Source organism: Fibrella forsythiae, assembly GCF_017353175.1.
Taxonomy (GTDB): domain Bacteria; phylum Bacteroidota; class Bacteroidia; order Cytophagales; family Spirosomataceae; genus Fibrella; species Fibrella forsythiae.
Window position 1 is genome coordinate 189455 of the sequence record NZ_JAFMYW010000007.1, and the last position, 21759, is coordinate 211213.

The 21759-nt window shown below is 53.1% G+C and carries 17 protein-coding genes; 5 read left to right on the plus strand and 12 right to left on the minus strand.

Going from position 1 to position 21759, the window contains the following annotated elements; translation table 11 throughout:
* Positions 1-35 precede the first annotated feature (35 nt).
* The 6 genes from J2I46_RS21845 to J2I46_RS21870 all read right to left on the minus strand — a co-directional run bounded on the left by J2I46_RS21845 (position 36) and on the right by J2I46_RS21870 (position 6470).
* Positions 36-668 carry a response regulator transcription factor gene (locus J2I46_RS21845; RefSeq protein WP_207331196.1) on the minus strand — a complete coding sequence of 211 codons (633 nt, stop codon included), beginning with the start codon at positions 666-668 and terminating at the stop codon, positions 36-38.
* Between the two features lie 12 nt (positions 669-680).
* Positions 681-1757, minus strand: a complete 1077-nt coding sequence (locus J2I46_RS21850; protein WP_207331197.1) for an ATP-binding protein — start codon at positions 1755-1757, stop codon at positions 681-683.
* Entirely contained in the window at positions 1754-2422 is a 669-nt protein-coding gene (locus J2I46_RS21855; protein WP_207331198.1) for a hypothetical protein, read from the minus strand. The genes J2I46_RS21850 and J2I46_RS21855 overlap by 4 nt, the downstream gene beginning before the upstream one ends.
* 11 nt (positions 2423-2433) lie before the next feature.
* Complete coding sequence (locus J2I46_RS21860) at positions 2434-3426, minus strand: hypothetical protein (protein ID WP_207331199.1); 993 nt, start codon at positions 3424-3426, stop codon at positions 2434-2436.
* 178 nt (positions 3427-3604) lie between these two features.
* Positions 3605-5473, minus strand: a complete 1869-nt coding sequence (locus J2I46_RS21865; protein ID WP_207331200.1) for a glycoside hydrolase family 13 protein — start codon at positions 5471-5473, stop codon at positions 3605-3607.
* A 154-nt stretch (positions 5474-5627) separates the two neighbouring features.
* Positions 5628-6470, minus strand: a complete 843-nt coding sequence (locus J2I46_RS21870; protein ID WP_207331201.1) for an outer membrane beta-barrel protein — start codon at positions 6468-6470, stop codon at positions 5628-5630.
* Positions 6471-6705: 235 nt separating this feature from the next.
* Between J2I46_RS21870 and J2I46_RS21875 the strand changes: the two genes are divergently transcribed.
* On the plus strand, positions 6706-7254 hold the full coding sequence (locus tag J2I46_RS21875; RefSeq protein WP_207331202.1) for a YceI family protein: 549 nt from the start codon (positions 6706-6708) through the stop codon (positions 7252-7254).
* 197 nt (positions 7255-7451) lie between these two features.
* Here the strand turns inward: J2I46_RS21875 and J2I46_RS21880 are convergent, their stop codons facing one another.
* The 4 genes from J2I46_RS21880 to J2I46_RS21895 form a co-directional block, all read right to left on the minus strand.
* Positions 7452-7844: a RidA family protein gene (locus J2I46_RS21880; RefSeq protein ID WP_207331203.1), complete on the minus strand. Its 393-nt coding sequence runs from the start codon at positions 7842-7844 to the stop codon at positions 7452-7454.
* 79 nt (positions 7845-7923) lie between these two features.
* Positions 7924-8904, minus strand: a complete 981-nt coding sequence (locus tag J2I46_RS21885) for a helix-turn-helix transcriptional regulator (protein WP_207331204.1) — start codon at positions 8902-8904, stop codon at positions 7924-7926.
* A gap of 154 nt (positions 8905-9058) precedes the next feature.
* Positions 9059-11098 (minus strand): M3 family metallopeptidase, encoded by a 2040-nt coding sequence (locus J2I46_RS21890; RefSeq protein ID WP_207331205.1) that lies wholly within the window; start codon positions 11096-11098, stop codon positions 9059-9061.
* 203 nt (positions 11099-11301) lie between these two features.
* Positions 11302-12651 (minus strand): GH1 family beta-glucosidase, encoded by a 1350-nt coding sequence (locus tag J2I46_RS21895; RefSeq protein ID WP_207331206.1) that lies wholly within the window; start codon positions 12649-12651, stop codon positions 11302-11304.
* 271 nt (positions 12652-12922) lie between these two features.
* Between J2I46_RS21895 and J2I46_RS21900 the strand changes: the two genes are divergently transcribed.
* Positions 12923-14050 carry an XdhC family protein gene (locus tag J2I46_RS21900; RefSeq protein ID WP_207331207.1) on the plus strand — a complete coding sequence of 376 codons (1128 nt, stop codon included), beginning with the start codon at positions 12923-12925 and terminating at the stop codon, positions 14048-14050.
* 11 nt (positions 14051-14061) lie between these two features.
* Here the strand turns inward: J2I46_RS21900 and J2I46_RS21905 are convergent, their stop codons facing one another.
* Complete coding sequence (locus J2I46_RS21905) at positions 14062-15171, minus strand: lactonase family protein (RefSeq protein ID WP_207331208.1); 1110 nt, start codon at positions 15169-15171, stop codon at positions 14062-14064.
* 103 nt (positions 15172-15274) lie between these two features.
* On the minus strand, positions 15275-16597 hold the full coding sequence (locus tag J2I46_RS21910) for a PQQ-dependent sugar dehydrogenase (RefSeq protein WP_207331209.1): 1323 nt from the start codon (positions 16595-16597) through the stop codon (positions 15275-15277).
* Between the two features lie 199 nt (positions 16598-16796).
* Between J2I46_RS21910 and J2I46_RS21915 the strand changes: the two genes are divergently transcribed.
* The 3 genes from J2I46_RS21915 to J2I46_RS21925 all read left to right on the plus strand — a co-directional run bounded on the left by J2I46_RS21915 (position 16797) and on the right by J2I46_RS21925 (position 21621).
* Positions 16797-17714 (plus strand): YihY/virulence factor BrkB family protein, encoded by a 918-nt coding sequence (locus J2I46_RS21915; RefSeq protein WP_207331210.1) that lies wholly within the window; start codon positions 16797-16799, stop codon positions 17712-17714.
* 118 nt (positions 17715-17832) lie between these two features.
* The gene (locus tag J2I46_RS21920; RefSeq protein WP_207331211.1) at positions 17833-19035 is read left to right on the plus strand and encodes a molybdopterin molybdotransferase MoeA; all 1203 of its coding nucleotides are present in this window, start codon (positions 17833-17835) and stop codon (positions 19033-19035) included.
* A 105-nt stretch (positions 19036-19140) separates the two neighbouring features.
* Positions 19141-21621 carry an alkaline phosphatase family protein gene (locus J2I46_RS21925; protein ID WP_207331212.1) on the plus strand — a complete coding sequence of 827 codons (2481 nt, stop codon included), beginning with the start codon at positions 19141-19143 and terminating at the stop codon, positions 21619-21621.
* Positions 21622-21759 lie beyond the last annotated feature (138 nt).

Genomic DNA, 21759 nt, shown 5'->3' on the forward strand with positions numbered 1-21759 from the left:
GAAAATCGTGGGTATTTTGCGCCAGATCGGCAAGGTTAGGCCAGTTTTTGGCGAAGCGCTTTCGAGATAGCTTCCTGCGACGAATTGACGTGCAGTTTTTCGTAGATTTTGCGGAGATGCGCGTTCACCGTGTTGACGCTGATACCGCACACGTCAGCGATCATCTTGTAGCTGTTCCCATCGACGAGATGGGCCAGTATTTCTTTTTCGCGTTTTGACAGGTCGTAAAACTCAGGACGGGCAGCTTGTTGCTCCTGAAAAAACCGGAACACTTTACGTCCCACACCAGGACTAAGGGGTGTTCCACCCATGTATACGTCGGTAATGGCTTCCAGGAGTTTATCGGGCGGCGTCCCCTTCAGGAGGTAGCCCGACGCACCTGCACAAATAGCGGCAAATACTTTATCGTCGTCTTCAAAGACGGTTTGCATCAAAATCTGTATACCTGGGTACGTTGCTTTGATGGCTCCCGCCGCTTCAATGCCAGACACATCCGGCATCTTTATATCCATGATGACCACGTCGGGCCGACAGTGCGCCACCCGCTCTACCGCCCGGATTGCATTGGGAAACGTTCCGACCAGGTGGTAATCGTCGTTGTCGACCAGTACTAACCGGAGGTTATCGGCAAAGGTCTTGTCATCCTCGAAAATAGCTACCCGTATCATTTCCTTTGTTGGTTATAGTGGAATCATAAGCCGGATGATCGTACCCTGCCCGTTGGCAGATTCTATCTCCAGTTTGCCATCAAGTTCGGCAACCCTTTTCTGCATATTTTGCAACCCATTGCCCTCTCCCGACGTGTCGACCGTAAAGCCAATGCCATCATCGGTCACACCAATCCAGAGAAACTGTTCGTGTTTTCGGGCGTAGAAAGTCACGTGCCGGGCGTTGGCGTGTTTGGCAATATTGTGGGTTATTTCCTTGATAATCAGAAATAAGTGGCGCTGTTGTTCTACACTCAGTAAGTCGCGTTCAGGTACGTCGTGCTTAAACGTGAGGCTGATGTCACGGCTGTTCAGCATGGTGCTGACGAATGACCTGACTTTTTCCAGAAAATCAGTTGCATTATCGTTACCGGGACTGATGGTCCAGACCATACCGCGCATCGTCTGAACCATCTGGTGGGCCTCGTCTACCATTTTCTCGAGTAGCGGTAAACTGGCCTCCGGCTGCTTCGGAAATTTACGTTTGGCCAGTTCGCCCAGAAAGCTAATCGTACTGAGTGTGCTGCCCACATCGTCGTGAAGATCAGCGGCAATAGCGTTTCGGAGTTGCTGGAGCCGCAGCCTGCCGCGCAGTTTATAGAGCATCACGAGATACAAAATGACGCCTGCTACCAGCAGCCCGTAGCCAACCAGCATAGGAACAAACCAGGTACGTTGCCAGAACGCCTCTTCCAGCTCGAACGACAATGAACTGACCTTTAGCGGGTTGGCCATATTTTTAACCTCAAACCGGTACTGCCCGCCAAACAAATTCGCGTAGCTGACCGATTCGCTGCCCCCGTTGTCATACCAGCGGGGATCTTCGCCCACCAGCCGATAGGCATATCTTGTTGCTGGTGAACTGTTCCGATCACGAAACGAAATACGAAGATGCGTTTGACGATAATTGAGCCGAATGGGCTTACCAAGCGTGAAACTGGAATCTTGCAGCCCATTACTGGCCCAGAACCGGGTGAATTCTGGTTGCCGGGCCACCGCCATTCGCCCCCAAAGCAATAGCACAAGCAGCGAAGCAAAGCGGGTGATCATACCTTGAAGTGGGGCAATTTATCTGATTTAATCAACTGAAAACGAGCCAGATAAAAGCCATAGGTGATAATGGACAGCTTGATGATGGTCACTACTGGATTGATCTTCAGCCAGAACAGATCCTGCCAGCGGTTACCACCATACTGAGCGATGAGTGTACCTACCTGTGATATAGCCAGATCGTAGAACGTACCTAGAAACAGGGCCAGCAACAGCCAGAAAAGCGATTTTTTACGCAATGAATGGCTATTACGAATAAGGCTAATCAGGAAAAAAAAGGACAAGCCAGCAATCGATGCATTTAGAAACAGAAAGATGTTCAGGTTCATGAACTGGCTCAGTTGGCTGAAACCCGTCAGTAATACATAGAGTACATACATGCCGTACGCTAAGCGGATTGCCAGTTTCAACCACGCATCAGTAGCCAGTCCTGATAAAAGCAAGCCCATTGTTACCCCCGTTTTCACTGCCAGCACGGGATAAATAAATTGATTGTGGATGCCGCGAGTAGCCAGCACCACCGACAGAATACCCAGCGCAGTATCCAGTATCAGGTCAACACCATATACTACTTGAACACGGTTCAGGAATCGTCGGTATGTAATCACCATCAGGCTTGGAATGAGCCCTGCGTAGACGGCCAAATCCATGAGCGCATACGACATAATCATCAGTTTTACGGCCTTCCACAATAGCTGGGACAGGGGCGAATTGACCCTGTAAGTTTGAAAGAATTGGTGGCTCGTAGGCTCGTCGCACTGCTGGCCCTTGTCAGGGCACCAGCTTTATTGGCAGTTCCGTACACGGTTTGAGTTGGTGAATTCGCCGCGCGATTTGCGACTACTGATATGTCCTGCTCTGTACCATCTACATCCGTGGAAAATCCGTGAGTAGCAATCGGTACCTGTGTAGCGTGTCTGTTCGGCGCAAGCTTCAACCGCGTTGTGCTTTCCGTCAATGACGCCATTGGGCAATACGGGATAAAAACATGCACATTTTCATCCCGAAGTGAAAAGAACAACGTTAACGGCTTCTTTCCGGAGCTTTTCCACGCATCAACCAGCGCACCTTTTGCGAAGTAGTAGCCCTGCGTATTTGGGTAAGGGAATTTGGCTCGATTGGCCGTTATCTGGTTGTCAAGTGCATACGGATTAGTTGCTGGGGCTTCGGCCACTACCCATTGCCGTTTTCCATACTGCCAGAACATAGCCTTTCGGAAATCTGCCAGATAATAATCAGACCGTTGATCTGCACCGGTTCCGATCGAATCAAGGAGCCGATTTATTCGCGTGTGTACGATAACGGGTTGAAATTTATTCGTTGAGTCGAGACCAAAAAACAGGTGGAAACCAGCTACACTGTCCTGCGTTTGGTCAAATACGGTAAGGAGTTCATTAGTGAGCGTGATTACCCCCCTGCCTGGAAATTTATCCTCAAATGCGCTGATGCCCGCCCGGGTGTCACCATCGTTACTTAGCATTTGGCTGAGTGTGACTGAGTTGATCCATCGCTTCCCTTTTCTGACATGCACGGGCACATAAATGGATCGTGTGTATCGGCCCCAGCCAATCTCCCGGAAATCATCGTTTCCCTGGGCCATCGCCTGATTATTGAACAGGCTGAAGCACAACCCGAGCCACAGGTACGTTGCCTGGTTTCTCGCTTTCATGGTAGTACGTGAATGTGGTAGAACATTATGGTTGACAAGGTATTGATTTTCAGTCCAAAACCTACCTCAAAGTTAGCCACCTGACGTACCGTCGATCAATAGCGAATATTTGTCATCTGAACCAAAAAGGGCCATCCAACAACAGTCAGATGGCCCGGTAAGGGATAAAGAAAGTGTGTTACTTCTGTAACTCCAGCACGAGCGCCGTTTTAGCGGGTAACTGAACCGTTTTCAGGTCAGAAATTACGTCGCCGGTCATCACGTTTTTCGCACTGGTGAAGCCAGTGGTGCGTTCGCTAAAACGAGCCATATCCAACCCAATGGGCTTATCAGTCTGGTTGGTGGCTATCATGACGGTAGCTTTATCGTCGTAGCGGAAATACACGTAGGTGCCATTTTGCGGTAAATACTGCATCAATTTACCGGAGTGCAACGCGGGCGTGTTTTTGCGGTAATTGGCCAGGGTCTTTACGAAGTTGAACGCGTCGTTCTCGGCTTTATTCCGGCCCTCTTCCGTGAATTTATTCTCCTTGTCACCCTCAAAACCGCCGGGGAAGTCACGGCGAACTTCGGCATCCGACGGGTTTTTAAAGTTCTTCATCAGAATCTCGGTGCCGTAGTAGAAGTGGGGAATACCCCGCGTAGTGAGCAGCCAGGTTACGCCCATTTTGTACTTGTTGATGTCTTCGCCAACAACGGAGAAGAAACGGTCGGTGTCGTGGTTTTCGAGGAAAGTAACCAGCTTCATCGGGTCTTCATACACGGCATCCTGAGCCAGCACCTGCTGCACACGGTTAGCACCGTTATCCCAACCTTCGTTTTCGTTCAGGCCAGCGTTCATGGCCGTGTAGAGCACGAAATCAAGCCCGCCCGTCTGATTCGATTTGAACGGGAAGTTGATCTTGTTGCGGGTGTAGTAGGCCTGATCAACCGTGTTGTTTACCCACGATTCGCCGAAAGTGTACATCTTCGGATATTCGGCCTGAAGTGCGGCATTACACCGGTTCATAAATGGCTGATCATTATACATATACGTATCGATCCGCCAGGCATCGAGCGCAAACTCCTCAACGCTCCAGATCGCGTTCTGAATCAGGTACGTTGACACGAACGGGTTGCTCTGATTCAGGTCGGGCAGGAAGGGCACAAACCAGCCATCGAGCGTAACTTTCTTGTCGATAGCCGACGAATGCGGATCTGTAACGGGCTGGTATTTGTAGGATGTGTTGGTGTAGGTTGGCCATTGGTGAAGCCAGTCTTTCATCGGCATGTCTTTTAAAAACCAGTGGTTGATACCCACGTGGTTATACACGGCATCCTGCACCACACGCATACCCATAGCGTGCACTTTTCTGTTGAGCGCTTTGTAGGCTTCGTTGCCGCCCAGCCGTTTATCGACGGTATAATGATCGGTAAAGCCGTAGCCGTGGTAAGCCGACCTCATCGCGCCGCCTTCGTTGGTTTGTGGCTGGTTATTCTCAATCACGGGCGTCATCCACAGCGCCGTTGCGCCCAGTTCCTTGATGTAATCGAGGTGGTTTTCAACGCCTTTCAGATCACCACCATGCCGAAGAAACGGACTATTCCGGTCCGACTCTTTATCGGCCATATCATCGAACTTATCGTTGGTGGGGTCGGCACCGCTAAACCGGTCGGGCATGAGCAGGTAAATAAAATCGGCCGACGACAGCCCCTGCCCTTTTGGCTGATTATCACGAGTTTTGAGCTGATAGGCACGCGTGATGGTTTGTCCACCGTTTTTACCGACAATTTGCAACGTACCTGCTTTTGTCGTGGGTGCGATGGTCAGGTCCAGAAAGGCGAAGTTTTTGTTTTCAACCTTCGAAGCCTTGACCAGTTTAACGCCGGGGTAATTGATGGTGTAGGTCAACGTACCTGCATTGGGGCCGTAAACGAGCAGTTGCAGGTTGGGGTTTTTCATACCGACCCACCAGTTTGTTGGGTCAACCCGCTGAATCTGTGGCGTCTGTGCAAAGACAATTCGACAACAGAATAGGATTATGAGAAGGAAAAATGGCTTTTTCATGACCAAAATTAATCAGATTTTGGTCTGCTGTTTACAGATTTCAGTTGGCAACCAGTAGCCAGCAACTGTTCTGCCAGCCGGGAATAGATTCTGCAAACGTTACACAGACCGATCGCTGAGCTTTCATCATCCAGGTCAACACCAGATCAACGACTCATCGAACACAGTTCATATCACGACGAAACCTTCGTTCATTGGCTGAAGACAAGGGAACGGTCAACCGGATCAGACCGGTCAGGTAGGTATCTTTCCCCGGCGAGAACCCCCGCTGATCGCCAGGGTCGTGTAACGGTAGCCCCAATTCGGCCCGCCGATCGGCCAGGACAATCGCCTCTGTTCCGCGTAGCGAAGACGCATATGGATATACCGTGCTGACATCGTCTACGTAGTCGCTGCTCGGCAGCGTATGGTTTAGCTCCAGCGCCAGGAGCCACTGACCGGGCAATCGAAGGGTAATACCTGCCCCGCCAGATGCCAGCACGGCTAGCCGACTGTACCCGTCGCCCTCCGTATCGAGCCGGGGCAAACGTACCCAGCGATCCTGATACCGCGCCTGGGGAGACAGGTATGTAAATCCTACTCCAACCACGAGATACGGATTAAGCTTCGGTTTGGCCGAAGCGGGCAGCAGATCCAATTGAAGTCCTCCCGCCAATTCGGGATTCGTACTTCTGAACGACAGGTTATTGGCCTCATGGGAGGTTCCCTGCTGTGACCCTTTCAACTGAATAACCCGAACCTCTGCCCGCGTCGACAAATGATCGGTGAGTCGGTAGGCAAGTCCGGCAGCTATGGCAAATCCGATTTCGCCCCGCCGAAACGCAACCCGTTCATTCAGATCACCCAGGTAGTTGGCTGCCCCCACGCCAGCGGTAAAGGCCAGTTGTCCGGGCTCGTCGGGGCGACTAAAACGGGACGATTGCTGTGCGTGAGCGGTTGTGCCAGCGCATAGGACTAATAAGCAGGTAACTAGTTTTTCGTTGAGTCGGATAAGCATAGGCAATAGGCCGGGAAGTAATCCCAACCAAACGTCCAACCGGGATCAGCCGATCATTATTGCCTCAATTCTACCATATGGACTATATACTTTATAGACAACTTGTGAGCACTCCTATTTTGACAGCGCATACGCATCAGCCCAAAAATCAATCAAAAAAATTCAGGTAGTGTGAACACTTTTCTCTATTTCAATGTATGTACATTAAATACATATACAATAAATAAACTCGATCATGGAAGCGCAAGCAACTACCGCCACAACATGGGTCATTGACCCGACTCACTCAGAAGTTCAGTTTAAAGTGAAGCACCTGATGGTGTCGACTGTAACAGGTTCATTCAGCAAATTTGATGGTCAGTTGACCATGACTGGCGATGATTTCCAAGACGCCGACATCTCATTCTCTGCTGACATTGACAGCATCAGCACGGGCAACGAACAGCGCGACGGCCACCTGAAGTCTGGTGAGTTTTTTGATGCCGGGCAGTTTCCTCAACTGACGTTCAAATCGACCAGCATGACCAAAACGGGCGACGATACCTATAACCTGACTGGTGACCTGACGCTGCACGGCGTAACGAAATCTGTCACGTTGAAAGCCGAGTACGGTGGACAGATGCAGGATTTCTACGGTCAGACCAAAGCAGGTTTCGAAGTAACCGGCGTCATCAAGCGGAAAGAATATGGTCTTACCTGGGACGGCGTAACCGAAGCCGGTGGCGTAGTGGTGAGCGACGACGTACGCCTGATCATGAATATCCAGGTAACGAAACAAGCCTAATTTAACACACCAGTAGGTGTCCAATAGTCGTCGGCTACTCCACGGACTGGTCATTCGTCGCTGTCGGTTAGTTTGCTGACAATGCATACCGACGAGGCGTACTGACAACTTTATACCTCCCACCGTACCACCTTTCATAAACGTAAAAGAGCCGGATCATTCCGGCTCTTTTACGTTTATGACCTCTGTTCAGCCGATCACTTGACCACGGTAGCTTCCAGTTCAACAGTCGCGGTCTGGTACAGCCCTTTTACTTCAACCAGCGTAGTTGCCTGCTTAATGCCATGCCTGGCCGTAAAACCCTGATAGACATCCAAACAGGTGGTAAAGAATTCGGCTGTTGAGGTAGTGAACACATTCAGGCGCACAATGTGCCTGCATTCGTAGCCGGCCTCGCTGATCAGCTGCTCTACATTCCGAATGGTTTGTAGCAACTGGGTTCTCATGTCGGCATCACTGACCTGTCCATTTTCGTCGATGGCTACCTGACCAGAGCAGTAGAGCGTGCCTTCGGGCTGTTTAACGTCAACGGCCTGTGCCGAATTGGTATATTCACCCCATTTCCAGGGATCAACTGTTCGCTTTTCCATTTTCTTTCTGTGTTTGAGTTAACAAGTATGCTTGTCGGTTGACGATACAAAAATTGAGGTCGACACTGACAGCCTTATGTCATACCCTGTTCGGTAACACAAAAAAATCGTACGCTCGCTGGGCAAGTTGGCTCAGTTGCTGCTGTAGTTCGGCTGGTTCGAGAACGGTGATAGCACCCGCGTAGGGCAAAAGCCAGGCAGCCAGATACGGAAAAGAGCCGATAAAAAACGTCATCTCCAGCTCACCGGTTGGCAATGCCGTTTCATAGGCCCAGCCATACTGGTGTTTCGTATCGTGCAGGCGCTGCGCTTGCTCGGTCCACACGCTGGCGGGCTGAAAGCGAACAACAACCTTCTCTTTTCCCCGCCGGGCAGCTTCATCAACCCAGTATTGCTGTAGCGTTTCCGACCGGGCTGTGAATACTTCCTCACTGATTGACAACTGCGTTATCCGATCTATCCGGAAGTTTCGGAACGCCTGTCGCAAACGGCAAAAGCCCACAACGTGCCACTGCTGACTTAGATACAGACCGATCGGCTCCACATGGCGCGTCGTCATCTCACCTGAATTGGCGGCACTGTAGCGCAGGAGAACGACCCGTTTCAGGGTGATGGCCGTGACCAGTTGCTGGTAGGTATCCGGCGGGTTTGGTTGGTCTCCCACCCCCATAACCTGGATGCGCGGAGCGACCATTTCGAGGTGATCCCGGTCGGTGCGTCGCAGAGCGGCCCGCAACTTATCCATCGCAGAGCCGGTGAACTGCGCGGTTGACGCGTCAGTCAGGCCCGTTGCCAGCTTTTCGGCGGTCAGTAGCGCCGTTGCTTCCTCGCGTGTAAACAGGATCGGAGGCAACCGATAGCCATCTACCAGCGTGTAGCCTTTCCCGTCCACAGTCACGACCGGAACACCCGCCTGTTCAAGGGTTCGGATATCGCGGTAAATGGTTCGGGTGCTGACGGCAAAACGACGGGCCAATTCCGTACCTGACAGGAGACGTTTCGATTGTAGAATGGTAAGCAGGGTTACCAGCCGGGAGAGGCGGTTTGTTTCATTCTCCATTACGTAGTGGGCAGCATCTACCGATTTAGGCAATCTGTCGCGTTTTGCTGAATCAGTATTTGTATCCAGCAGTCTAGGTACGTTGTCAGCTCATCACTAAATAGCCCAGCCATGCATTCCGGCTGGGCTATTTAGTGATGAGCTGACAACGTACCTACAACGCTAGACCACTGCGACGAAGCATGGCCTGCGGCGATGGTTCGCGCCCCCGGAAATTCTTATACAACTCCATCGGCTTTTCACTACCGCCTTTTTCCAGCACATGCTGGCGGAATTTCCGAGCCACTTCTTTAGCCCCTAAACCGCCGTTCTGCTGAAAGTACTCGAACGCATCGGCATCCAGTACTTCGCTCCATTTGTAGCTGTAGTAACCAGCCGAGTACCCACCCGCAAAAATGTGTGAGAAGGCCGTGCTGAACGACGTTCCGCTCACCCGTGGGAACAGGTTCACCAATGAATCAGCGTGACTTTCCACGTCGGTTACCGACTCGCCGGTTGGCTGGCGGTCGTGGAAGTACATATCGGTAAGCCCAAAACGCAGTTGACGGAGGTTGGCAATGCCCGCCATGAAATTCTGGCTGGCACGAATCTTCTCAACCAGCGATTGCGGAATCACTTCGCCGGTCTGGTAGTGTTTGGCAAACAGGTTCAGTGCTTCGGGCGTGTAGCACCAGTTTTCCATCACCTGCGAGGGCAACTCAACGAAGTCGCGGGGAACGCTGGTGCCGCTCAGGCTTTCGTACTGGCCATTGGCCAGCATGCCGTGCAGGGCATGACCAAACTCGTGAAATAGCGTGGTTACTTCGTAGAATGTCAGCAACGACGGGCGCGTTTCGGTAGGGCGAGTGAAGTTGCAGACATTGACAATGTGCGGGCGCAGGTTTACACCATTCACAATCTTCTGGCCCTGCACGTCATTCATCCAGGCACCGCTCCGTTTACCAGCGCGAGGGAAATAATCGCCGTAGAACACCGCTAGAAACGTACCGTTCTGATCAAATACCTCGTAAGCTTTGACCTCCGGGTTATAGACCGGAATCGAACTATTCTCGTTGAACGTGATACCGTATAGCTTATTGGCTACGGTGAAAACGCCCTGCAACACGTTATCAAGTTCGAAGTACGGCCGCAGCATTTCATCGTCGAGATCCAGCTGTTTCTTCTTCAGCTTCTCGGCATAGTAACTGTAGTCCCACTGCTCAATCCGGTCGCCTGTAAATCCGTTGGCTTGCGCGTAGGTGGTGAGTTCGTTTAGCTGACTTTCGGCGGCAGGGCGGGCATATTGCACCAGTTCGTCCAGAAACGATTGCACTTTCTCGCTCGAGCCAGCCATGCTTTCTTCCAGGACAAAATCGGCGTGGGTTTTGTAGCCCAACAGGTTGGCCCGGTCGTAGCGAAGCTGAACCATCCGCTTGATGATTTCCTGATTATCGTTTTTATCGCCGTGGAATCCGCGCCCGTTATAGGCCCGGTACAGTTTCTCGCGAAGCGCGCGATTGTCAGCATACTGCATGAACGGGCCGTAGCTCGGCGCCTGTAACGTGAAGGCCCAGCCGGTCAGATTTTTCTCCTGCGCTACTTTTTTAGCCGATTCCTTCGCGAAATCCGGTAGGCCGCTTAACTCATCCTCGTCCGCAACTTCCATCACGTACTCGTTGGTTTCGTTGAGCACGTTCTCGCCAAACTGGATAGAAAGTTGCGATAATTCCTTGTCGATCGCCCGGAGCATGGTCTTATCGGCATCGTTCAGATTGGCTCCGTTCCGGGCAAAGCGCTTGTACGTTTTTTCGAGAAGCATGTGGCTTTCTCCGTCGAGTTTCAGGTTCGCCCGATGCTCATATACGCTCTTGATACGCGCAAACAGCTTGTCGTTCAGGGTTATATCGTTGCCGTATTCCGTCAGCATGGGCGATACTTCCTTCACGATCTTCTGCAGTTCGGGGCTTGTTTCAGCTGCGTTCAGGTTGAACAGCACCGATGTAGCCCGGCTGAGTTGGTCGCCTGTCCGTTCCAGGGCAACGATCGTGTTGGCAAAGGTGGGATTATCCTTGTTGTCGGCAATCGCATTCACTTCTTTCCGGCCAGCGGCAATGCCTTCCGTGATGGCGGGCAGGTAATGCTCATTCTGAATAAGCGGAAATGGAGCCGTTTCGTGAAGTGTCTGAAACGGTTTCAGCAGGGGATTAGTAGTCATACTTGTAGTTGGTATCGAACCGGATGGAGCCGTCGACCGGGCAAGCGCTGCGTCGGCGAATGCGACGACATAGCAAACCCATACGGTGTACCGACGAGCGGATTGGCTGATCGAGGGTAAAACACAAAAATAAGCATTTAGTGCTCGAAGCCTGTCGTATTCGCCGGTTCCGTCTACCGCATTTTCTGTTCAGCTACGACGCGCTACTCCATCAGGAAATGCCGGAACCACTGCCCTGACCCTTTGATGATGCGCTGCTGAGTTCGGTGGTCAACGTGAACCAGACCGAACCGGGGACGATAGCCTTCAGCCCACTCGAAATTGTCGAGCAGTGTCCAGACGAAATAACCGGTAATGTCGATGCCCTCAGCTTTAGCCTGACGTACCTGTTGCAGGCATTGCACGTGGTAGGCCGTACGGGCCGTGTCGATGACCTGCCCGTTGTCTATCTGATCGTAAAAGGCCGCACCGCTCTCCGCCACGATCCATTTGTGCGACCCATCGTACAAACTGAACTGCCGGAGAATGTGCAGCATGCTGTTTGGATGAACCTCCCACCCCATCTCCGTGATCGCATCGACCTGCCGGCGGTTGGGCGACACATCACGACCCCACAGATACGGTACCAGCATGGAATGTTCAACCACCACCCGGAAATAGTGCTGCAATCCGATCAGGTCGAAACCAAACGCCAACCGTTCCTGGTCGCCGGGTTTGGCAAATCGTTTTTGAATCGATTTCAGAAACGGTAATTCCCGCTCTGGATACCCTAAACCAAGCGCAGGCTCAATAAAGAGGCGATTCAACAGGGCGTTGGCCCGTTGCGCAGCCTGGACATCCCGTTTCAGCGGGCTGATTGGTTCGACAGGCGAGCAGGAGAAGGTAGTACCGATGACGGCGCCAGGTACGTTGTCGCGGATGATTCGGCCACCATCGGCCTGCGCAAGGGCGGCGTGGTGAATCACCGCTGGCACACTTCTGAAACTGCGCCGGCCCGGTGCGTGCATGCCCACCAGGTAGCCCAAAATCGTGAAGGCAGATGGCTCATTGAGCACAAACCAGTGTTTCACCTTATGACCAAACGCCCTGACAATCAATCGCACATAGTCAGAAAACCAGATCAGTATTTCCCGATTTACCCAGCCGCCCCGGTCTTCGAGTGCCTGAGGCAAATCCCAGTGGAAAAGCGTAATCCAGGGCGTTTGGCCCTGCCGAATGCATTCATCGATCACCTGATCGTAAAACGCCAACCCGGCTTCGTTCACGCGCCCCGTCCCCTGTGGTAATACCCGCGACCAGGCAATGGAAAAGCGAAAGGCGCTGAAGCCCATCTGCTTGTTCAGCGCAATATCCGTCTTGTATCGGTTATAAAAATCACAGGCCATCAGGGCATTTTCGCCGGTCTTTATGGCACCGCGCTTCTGCGAGAACGTGTCCCAGACAGAAGCACCCCGCCCGTCGGCCAGGGTGGCGCCTTCAATTTGAAACGCTGCCGTGGCCGTTCCCCAAACAAAATCAGCCCCAAAATCGGCTCGGTGTAGCAATGACGTCAACGGAAAATCAGATCAATTAACGGCAAGTTGGTTTGCTTACGCCGGATAGTACCGCCCAGGGTGATTAACAAACTGTTAAGTCGTCTGTCTGGCCTGCACTCCTTCGCGGTATGAATAGTCTACAACTGCTAAAAATAGCCAGGCAGGAGACAAATCGTTACTTGATTCGGTTTGTATGTTGCGAGTTGATAAAACCGTTAGGTACGTGCGTAGTTTCGTATAAATGAGCACGCAGCTTTTCAGCTGAGACGGATTCAATGCAACGCCCCTTATGAAAGAAATTAAGGCCATTATTGCCGGTTATGATCAGATTGACCGCCAGCAGACTCAGGCAGCGCTGGCTACGGTGGTGCGGGTTGAAGGCTCGTCGTACCGCCGCACGGGTGCCCGGATGCTGGTTATGAACGACGGTCTCTGGATAGGCGGCATCAGTGGTGGCTGTCTGGAAGGCGATGCCCTGAACCGTGCCCGATTGGCCATTGCACAGGCAACGCCGACCAAGATCACTTACGATACCACTACCGACGACGAGCACCAGATCGGCGTAGGGCTGGGCTGTAATGGCATTATCGATGTGCTCTTTACCCCCCTGGATTTCACCGACGCCGCAAACCCTGTTGAAGTACTTAAACACTGTATGAACGAACGCCGTCAAACGCACGTGCTCATCACGATTACCGGTCTCCAGGGTAGTTGGGACACCATAAAGGAGGGCGACGTTATTCGCTACACCAGTGCCGAAAACCTGAACGTGCTTAATAATCCCCTGATTCAGGCTCAATTGGAGCAGCGTCTACAGGAACGGCTGGCCAAGGGTGTATCAGCACCGTATCGGCTCGATAATGGGCTGGGGTCGGTGCTCGACGCGTTTATCGAAATTGTATCGCCGGAAATCCACCTGGTTCTCTGGGGCCACCAGTACGATGTGTACCCACTCACGCGCCTGGTAAAGGAACTTGGCTGGCGCGTCACGATTGTAGCCAATGCCTTGAAAGTGAACCGGAAAATTGCCGACCTGGTCGACGAGGTCGTTCACCCCGATAGGTTTTCCGACATTCTGTTCGATGACTACACGGCCATTGTGCTTATGTCGCACGACTACAAAACCGATAAGCAAAACCTGCCTGTCGCCCTGGCCACCAAAGCACCGTATATCGGTATGCTGGGGCCACGGGTACGTTCCGAAAAACTATGGGCCGAACTCGCCGATGAAGGTAAACCCATTGAAGCAGCAGACTTTCCCCGGATTCACGCCCCTGTCGGTTTAGACATTGGTGCGGTATCGCCAGAAGAGATTGCGCTGTCACTGGCTGCTGAAATCAGAGCGTCTTTCTCCGACCGCGACGGCACGTACCTGCGTCTGCGGCAAAGTACCATTCATGTTCGCGAGCACGCCTGAGTGATGCAGTGCTAGCGGGTGAAGAGCAGACAAACCGGCATCGACACGGCGACTTCCGTGCCGGTGAAGGTGAGTAGTCCGGTTTGTTTATCCCGCCGAAACACGGTGACATTATCAGTATCCTGATTAGCCACCAACACGAAATTTCCGGTTGGGTCGATGGCAAAGTTTCGGGGTGTTTTGCCGCGAACAGGCTGGTGCCCAACGAACGTAAGTAACCCGGTTTTCTGGTTAATGCCGTAGATGGCCAGGCTCTCGTGCGCCCGGTTAGACCCGTACAGGAACTTACCGTCGGGCGAGATGTGAATATCGGCGCTCCAGGTACGTCCGGTATACGCCTCGGGCAGGGTTTTACTTGTTTGCAGGGTATCTAACCGACCCTTTTTGTAGCGAAAAGCCGTAATCAGCCCGCCCATTTCCTGAATTAGGTACGCAAATTTTCCGTTGGGATGAATGGTAAAATGGCGAGGGCCAGAACCGGGTGTCACCGCTGTGAACGGTGGCTTGCCGGGCAACAGCTGGCCGGTCCTGGCGTTCAGGGTGTAGCTTACTACCCTGTCTGTCCCTAAATCGGGCACAAACACATCCCGGTTATTGGGAGCGATCGTAATGGAATGCACATACGGTTTCGTCTGCCGTTCAGGGTCGATGCTCTTCCCTTCGTGTCGGATCAACTGCGATACCTTCCCCAGGGATCCATCTGCTTCAATTGGCAGTATACTGATACTCCCGCTGTTATAACAACCCACGATCAGCCATTTCCGGGTTTTATCGACGGCCAGATGCACACCGCCTTTATCGCCCAGCGCCTCCGAATTCAGTAGCGTTAACGCATGGGTTTGCTGGTCAATTGAGAACGCGCGAACGGAATCGCCGGTGCCGCCGCCAACGGCGTACAGAAATCGGTGATCCGGCGAAAACGCCAGAAACGATGGATTCGACACTCCTTTGGCAATACCAGCCTGTGTTAGTTCACCGGTCTGGGCGTTGAACCGATAGCCATAAATTCCCTCGCTGGTTTTACGGGTATACGTACCTACATAGAGGAAATAGTCGCTGTTTTGCGCAACGCTAAAAATGCTCAGCAGGCATAAAAGCCCCGTAATCAGTCCATTTTTCATGATTATTCGTTCCCCGACAAACGAGTAAGTGAGGCTAGCCACGTGACAACTAGCGACAACAAACCAATAAAACCTACCGACTGACTATCAACATGATAACGAACTATTTCTGTGAAGTTGCGGCGCGTTTTTTAGTCGTAGCCTGCGCCTGGTAGCTAATCTTGAAGAGTGTTCCGTTCAGATCGTCGGTCACGTAGAGCGAGCCGTCAGGGCCCTGCGCCAGTCCACAGGGGCGGTGCTGAACGGGGCCGGTTGGCTTCACCAGATCAGTACCCGCAAAATTGTCGGCAAAGATCTCCCACGGGCCTGACGGCTTTCCGTTTTTGAACGGAACAAAGCCTACCAGGTACCCTTTGTGCAGCGGTTGCGACTGACCATGAAATGCAATGAACGCCCCGTTACGATACCGCTCCGGAAAGGCCGTTCCCGTATAGAACAACAGCCCGTTTGGACCCATGTGGGCCGGGAAGGCAGCCGTTGGATCGATCGTGTTGGCTGTTCCGGTTTTCTTACCATCGCCACCGTACTCGGGTGCCAGAATTTTCTTTTTCTGCAGGTAATCGAAATACACGTAAGGCCAACCCGCATCATCGCCCTGATGAAGTTCGTACATGGTTTCGGCGGGCAGCTCGGCACTTTGCTGCGGCGTGTAATACTGCGGGTAGAAATCGTCGAAAGCGCCCCGGCCGTGCTGCATGACAAAGAGCGAGTTCGTTTTCGAGTTCCAGTCCAGACCAACCACGTTTTTCAGTCCCGTTGCAAACCGAACACCGCTCGAAAATGGCTGGTCAGGTACGTCAGCTTTGAAACGCCAGATACCCGCCGCCGAATCCAGCAACGGGCAGGGCATCATGCCTTTCCCCGTTCCCGCAACCCGACAACGGTCATTGTCTGAGGCGATATTCACGTAGATATTTCCCTGATTGTCAAGCGCTATCGACTTCGACTTATCCCTGTCTTTCTCACGCAGGCCCGTCACCAGTTTCTCCGGCTCGTCGGGATTGATTACCTCCTGCTTGTCATTGAGTTTATACCGGAAAATGCTGTTGTTCGACGACGTGTACAGATAACCATCTTTAATGAAAATGCCGGTTCCGGGATAGGTACCAAAACCAGTACGCTCATCAACAACGCCATCCTTGTTCGTATCGCGGAGGCGGTATATGCCTTTGCCGTCTTTCAGCTGGGCGAGTTTCACATAGATATCGCCATTCTTACTCACCACAACGTGACGGGGAGCGCCCAGATCGTCGGCCACAATAGAGGCTTTAAAACCCGTTGGCAGCTTAATATCGGTGGGGTTGATCAGCCGTTTAACCGCTGTTGTCGGTTTCACTGGTGGGCGATTGCTGGCATACGTACCTGCGCTGGTGATGGTCAGAAAAGACGTTAACAGGCAGGTTAACGAAACTAACGTAGAGGTCATGAGTAAAGAGGATCAGTCTGGGCGGAGGATTCTCCACGGCTGATAAAGGCGATGCATGGGCCCTGCTTACCCTATTTTCAGTTGTATCTCTGGTTCATTTACGAAAGAACGGCTGGTCAACTGTGCCGGTTTTGTGTTAAATCAGGTACGGTAAAACTATCGGGCCAGCAGGTCGTTAACTGAGTGCAATCAACGACCATTGAGAAAACTTATTCCTATTCTGACGCTATTTAAGCAGGCCTTCACCAACCTGAAGACCAATGACCCCATTAGGATGGCGGGGGCAACAGCCTTTTTTGCCTTTTTTGCGTTGCCTCCCAGTATGATCATTGTCAGCCAAGTGCTGAGTCTACTATTTAACGATTACGAACCGGCAGTAAGCGGGCGCTTATTTCGGGAACTGGCAGAGTTGCTTGGTACCCGGAGCGCCAACCAGTTGAAGGATATTTCCCAGCATCTGCAACCGCAGAAGACAGACGGCTGGCTCATGATTGTCAGCCTGTTCATCTTGCTGCTGGCCTCAACAACGATGTTTGAGGTGATAAAAAACTCGTTGAACCAACTCTGGAACATCAAGGTAAAAGCAGGCGCGCCCCCAACCCGTTTTGTTCGAAACCGAGCCAGCGCACTGGCCATTATTATTGCGTCTGGCCTGCTGGTCACGGCCTCCCTGACAATAAACCGAATGCTGACCCTGCCAGCCTCTACGCTGACTGGCGCCACGTACTTGTTAACAACCGACATCATTCGCCTCCTGGTATCGCTGTTGACTTTGTCATGCTGGTTCGCCCTTTTGTTCAAGTACTTACCTGATATTCAGATCAGCTGGCGAGCCGTTTGGGTGGGTTCATTCGTCACGGCGTTACTGTTCACCATCGGCGAAGAAATGCTGACCCTTTTGCTGACCGATCGGCAAATGCAGGCCGTTCATGGCCGGTCGGGCGGTATTACGCTCGTGTTGCTGCTGGTCTTTTATTGCTCCCTGATCTTTTATTTCGGTGCCGCTTTCACCCGTCAATATTCGCTCTGGGCTGACCTGGAGGCTACTCCCGCCGATAATGCAGTTGGTTACCTGATTACCGAAGTAGAGAAACCAGACACCCACCCGGCCAGTTAGCCACTGGCAAAGCTGCCCGATTCGTTGACGACGTACCTGGCATTTCGGCGATTGTCCCGGCTGACCAACCATCCTCGGCGCGAATCAGCTATTTTTGGCGCTTCTCAACCGATTCTATATGCTGACTGTTGCCGACGCCGACCAACTCCTTGCCGATCACGGTATGACCCTCACAACCGAAACGGTGCCATTTTCAAAGGCGCGGGGGCGGGTACTGGCCGAAACCATTCTGGCCGATCGTGATTTCCCCCCGTTTGATCGGGTGGCTATGGACGGAATTGCCATTCACTACGATTCCCTCGCCAACGGTCAGGTAACGTACCCAATACTGGCTATTCAGCGGGCAGGTGAACCGCTGCAACCACTACCTGACCCTACCGGCTGCCTTGAGGTCATGACCGGCGCTATGTTGCCAACGGGCGCAGACACAGTCATTCGGTACGAAGACCTGTCTATTACGGACGGTGTGGCCACGCTGACCATTCCCACCGAAATGGAACGAGGGCAGAACGTGCATAAACAGGGAACAGACCGGCGTACGTTCGATGTGTTGCTCCCGGCGGGTACAATGCTGCGGCCGGTTGAACTGGCCGTAGTAGCCTCGGTTGGGCAAACCTCCGTATCGGTACTGAAGCGGCCGCGTGTGGCGGTGATTGCTACCGGCGATGAACTGGTCGACACGCATCAGACACCCCTCCCCCATCAGATCCGGCAATCGAACGTGTATATGCTTCAGGCGGCTCTGTACGATATGGGCCTCGACGCTTCGGTACACACGTTTCCCGACGATGTGGCCACGATAACCGCGGGTTTATCGACCCTGCTCACGAACCACGATGTACTGATCATGACCGGTGGCGTATCGGCCGGGAAAGCCGATTTCGTGCCCGAGGTGCTGGGTGGTCTGGGCATCCGGTGTCATTTTCATAAGGTAGAGCAACGGCCGGGTCGGCCGCTGTGGTTCGGCAGCAGCCCTGATCAGCAGCGCGTGGTTTTTGCTCTGCCAGGGAATCCGGTATCCACGACCATGTGTTTTTACAGATACGCCCGGCCCTATCTGCAAACCGCCATGGGGCTCACCCCCGACCCGCCACTCTACGTTGAACTGGCCAAACAGGTTACGTTCAAGCCAGCGTTCACCTACTTCATGCCCGTCCGGCTTGAAGCCATGCCAGATGGACGCCTGCTGGCCAATCCTCTTCCGGGAAGCGGCTCCGGCGATTTCACTAATCTGACCGCCGCCGACGCGTTTCTCGAACTCCCCGCCGCCTCAACCGTATTTCCCGCCGGTACGTTAGCCCCCGCCTGGTCGATCGGTTAGGTCCATCGCTATTTTTCGTAGACTACTGCCAGCTCGTTCCTGTCGCCGGAAAAGGTGTAGATTCGGGCTATCACTTGTTCACTTATTCTATCCGGTAACTCCCGAATGAAAAATCAATTGATTCTCTTCGTTGGATTAAGTTTGATCGTACTGGCTGGTTGTCAGCGGACCAGCCGGTCGGGCGAGTCGGCAGAGGCCGCCGGCCTGTATAAAAGTCTGGCGGCCAAGCGGATTGATCTTCCTAACGGTTGGTCATTGACCCCACCCGGACGCAGCCTCGACCTGGACGACCTGCCGCTCACAATGGCCGTGTCTTCGTCGAAGAAATACATTGCCGTTACCAACAATGGCCAGAGCACGCAGAGCATCACGCTGATCGACGCGTCTACGCATCAGATTCTCGACACCGCCCGCGTGGGAAAAGCCTACGTCGGTCTGGCCTTCAGCGAGGACGAATCCCGGTTGTTCGCCTCGGGCGGTAACGACAATAAGGTGCTGACCTACCGAATTGACAAACAGCAACTGGTAGCCGACGAATCCATTGTGCTCGGGAAACCCTGGCCCGTGAAGATCTCGCCAACGGGACTCTGTGTCGATAGCAGCAAAGACCGGCTGTATGTGGTGACGAAGGAAGATAGTTCACTCTATGTGGCCGACACAAAGACGCATCAGGTACTAAAGCGGCTACCCATCGGGGCGGCGGCCTACACCTGCCTGCTCGCGCCTGACAAGCAGGAACTGTACGTCTCGCTTTGGGGCGGTGCCGGTGTCGCGGTGGTCAACGTAAACACCATGCAGGTAGTGGCGACAATTGCGACGAATAAAAACCCGAACGACCTGCTCCTGACCCGCGATGGCAAGTACCTCTACGTTGCCAACGGGAATGACAACACGGTGGCGCTGATCGACGTGGCCCGGCGACAAGTGATCGAAACCCTGACCGCGTCGCTGTTCCCGGATGCTCCCGTTGGTACTACGCCGAACGGACTAGCCCTGAGCGATGATGAGGCGACCCTGTATATCGCCAACGCGGATAACAACTGCCTGGCGGTCTTCGACGTGTCGCGGAAAGGACATAGTTTGTCCAGCGGGTTTATTCCGACCGGCTGGTACCCAACGGCGGTAAAAGTGATCGGGTCTACCCTATTTGTCACCAACGGCAAAGGCTTCTCGTCGAAGGCCAATCCGAAAGGGCCAAACCCGGTTAGAACACGTACGCCACAGTATGTCGGGGCCAACCCACAGGCCAATCCCGGACCGGTGCAATACATTGCGGGGTTATTCAAAGGCACACTTTCCATCATCGACGTACCTGAGCCCGATATGCTGGCGGCTTATTCACGGCTCGTCTACGCCAACACTCCGTACACGAAGCGAAAAGAACGCCAGTCGGAAGGCGAGCAGGGCAACCCGATTCCCACGCAGGTGGGTTCACGGTCGCCGATCAAGTATGTGTTTTACATCATCAAGGAGAACCGGACATATGACCAGATTCTGGGCGACATGACCGAAGGCAATGGCGACGCCTCGCTTTGTCTGTTCCCGCAGAAAGTGACCCCGAACCAACACGCGCTGGCCAAAGAGTTTGTCTTGCTGGATAACTTCTACGTTGATGCCGAAGTCAGCGCCGACGGGCACAACTGGTCAGCCGCCGCCTATACGAATGATTACGTGGAAAAGAACTGGGTAACCAGTTACGGCGGTCGGGGCGGCACGTATGATTATGAAGGCCAAAAGGAAATTGCCCATCCCCGCGACGGTTTTATCTGGGACCACTGCCTTCGGGCGGGCATTTCATTTCGCAGTTACGGCTGGTTTGCCGACGATGAAAAGCCCAACATCAAAGCGCTGGAAGGCCGTTTCTGCCCTACGTTCAAAGGCTACAACCTCGGGTATATGGACACGAAGCGGGAGGCCGCCTGGGAAGCGGACTTCGATGCGCTGGTAGCGGCCGGGAACGTACCCAGACTCAGTACAGTGCGATTTGGCAATGACCATACATCGGGGGCCCGCATTGGCCTTCCCACGCCCGATGCCGCCGTGGCTGATAATGATCTTGCCGTTGGCAGGTTTGTCGAACACCTGTCGAAGAGCCCTATCTGGAAGGAATCGGTCGTGTTTATTCTGGAAGATGACGCCCAGAACGGTCCCGACCACGTTGATGCGCACCGGTCCATTGCGTTTGTGGCGGGTGGCTTCGTTAAACGCGGGTACGTTGATCACACCATGTATTCAACGTCTGGCCTCCTGCGGACCATTGAACTGATTCTGGGGCTGAAGCCCATGAGCCAGTACGACGCGGCAGCGACGCCCATGTGGCGGTGTTTCGACAAGAAGGCCAATCCAGCGTCATTCACCGCCAAAGAAGCGGGTATTGACCTGAACCAGAAGAACGTAGCCATCAACAACAACTCAAAACGATCATCGCTCTTTAACCTGACGCGACCCGATGAGATAGACGACCTGATTTTCAGCGAGATTGTCTGGCAAACTGTCCGCGGGCACCACAGCGTGATGCCTGCCCCGCGCCGTGGTGCCTTTGTCAGAGCAGGTAAACCGGATGAGGAGGAGGACGACGATGATTGATAACGAGCGATAGTGAAGCGCAACCCAGGTACGTTGCCAACTACCTGATCTGCTTTATACCAATGAAGCGTTCTACGATCTATTCATAAAGGAATTCGGGAAGGCACCCTTCGTTTGTCAACGTGCCTTAAACGCTCT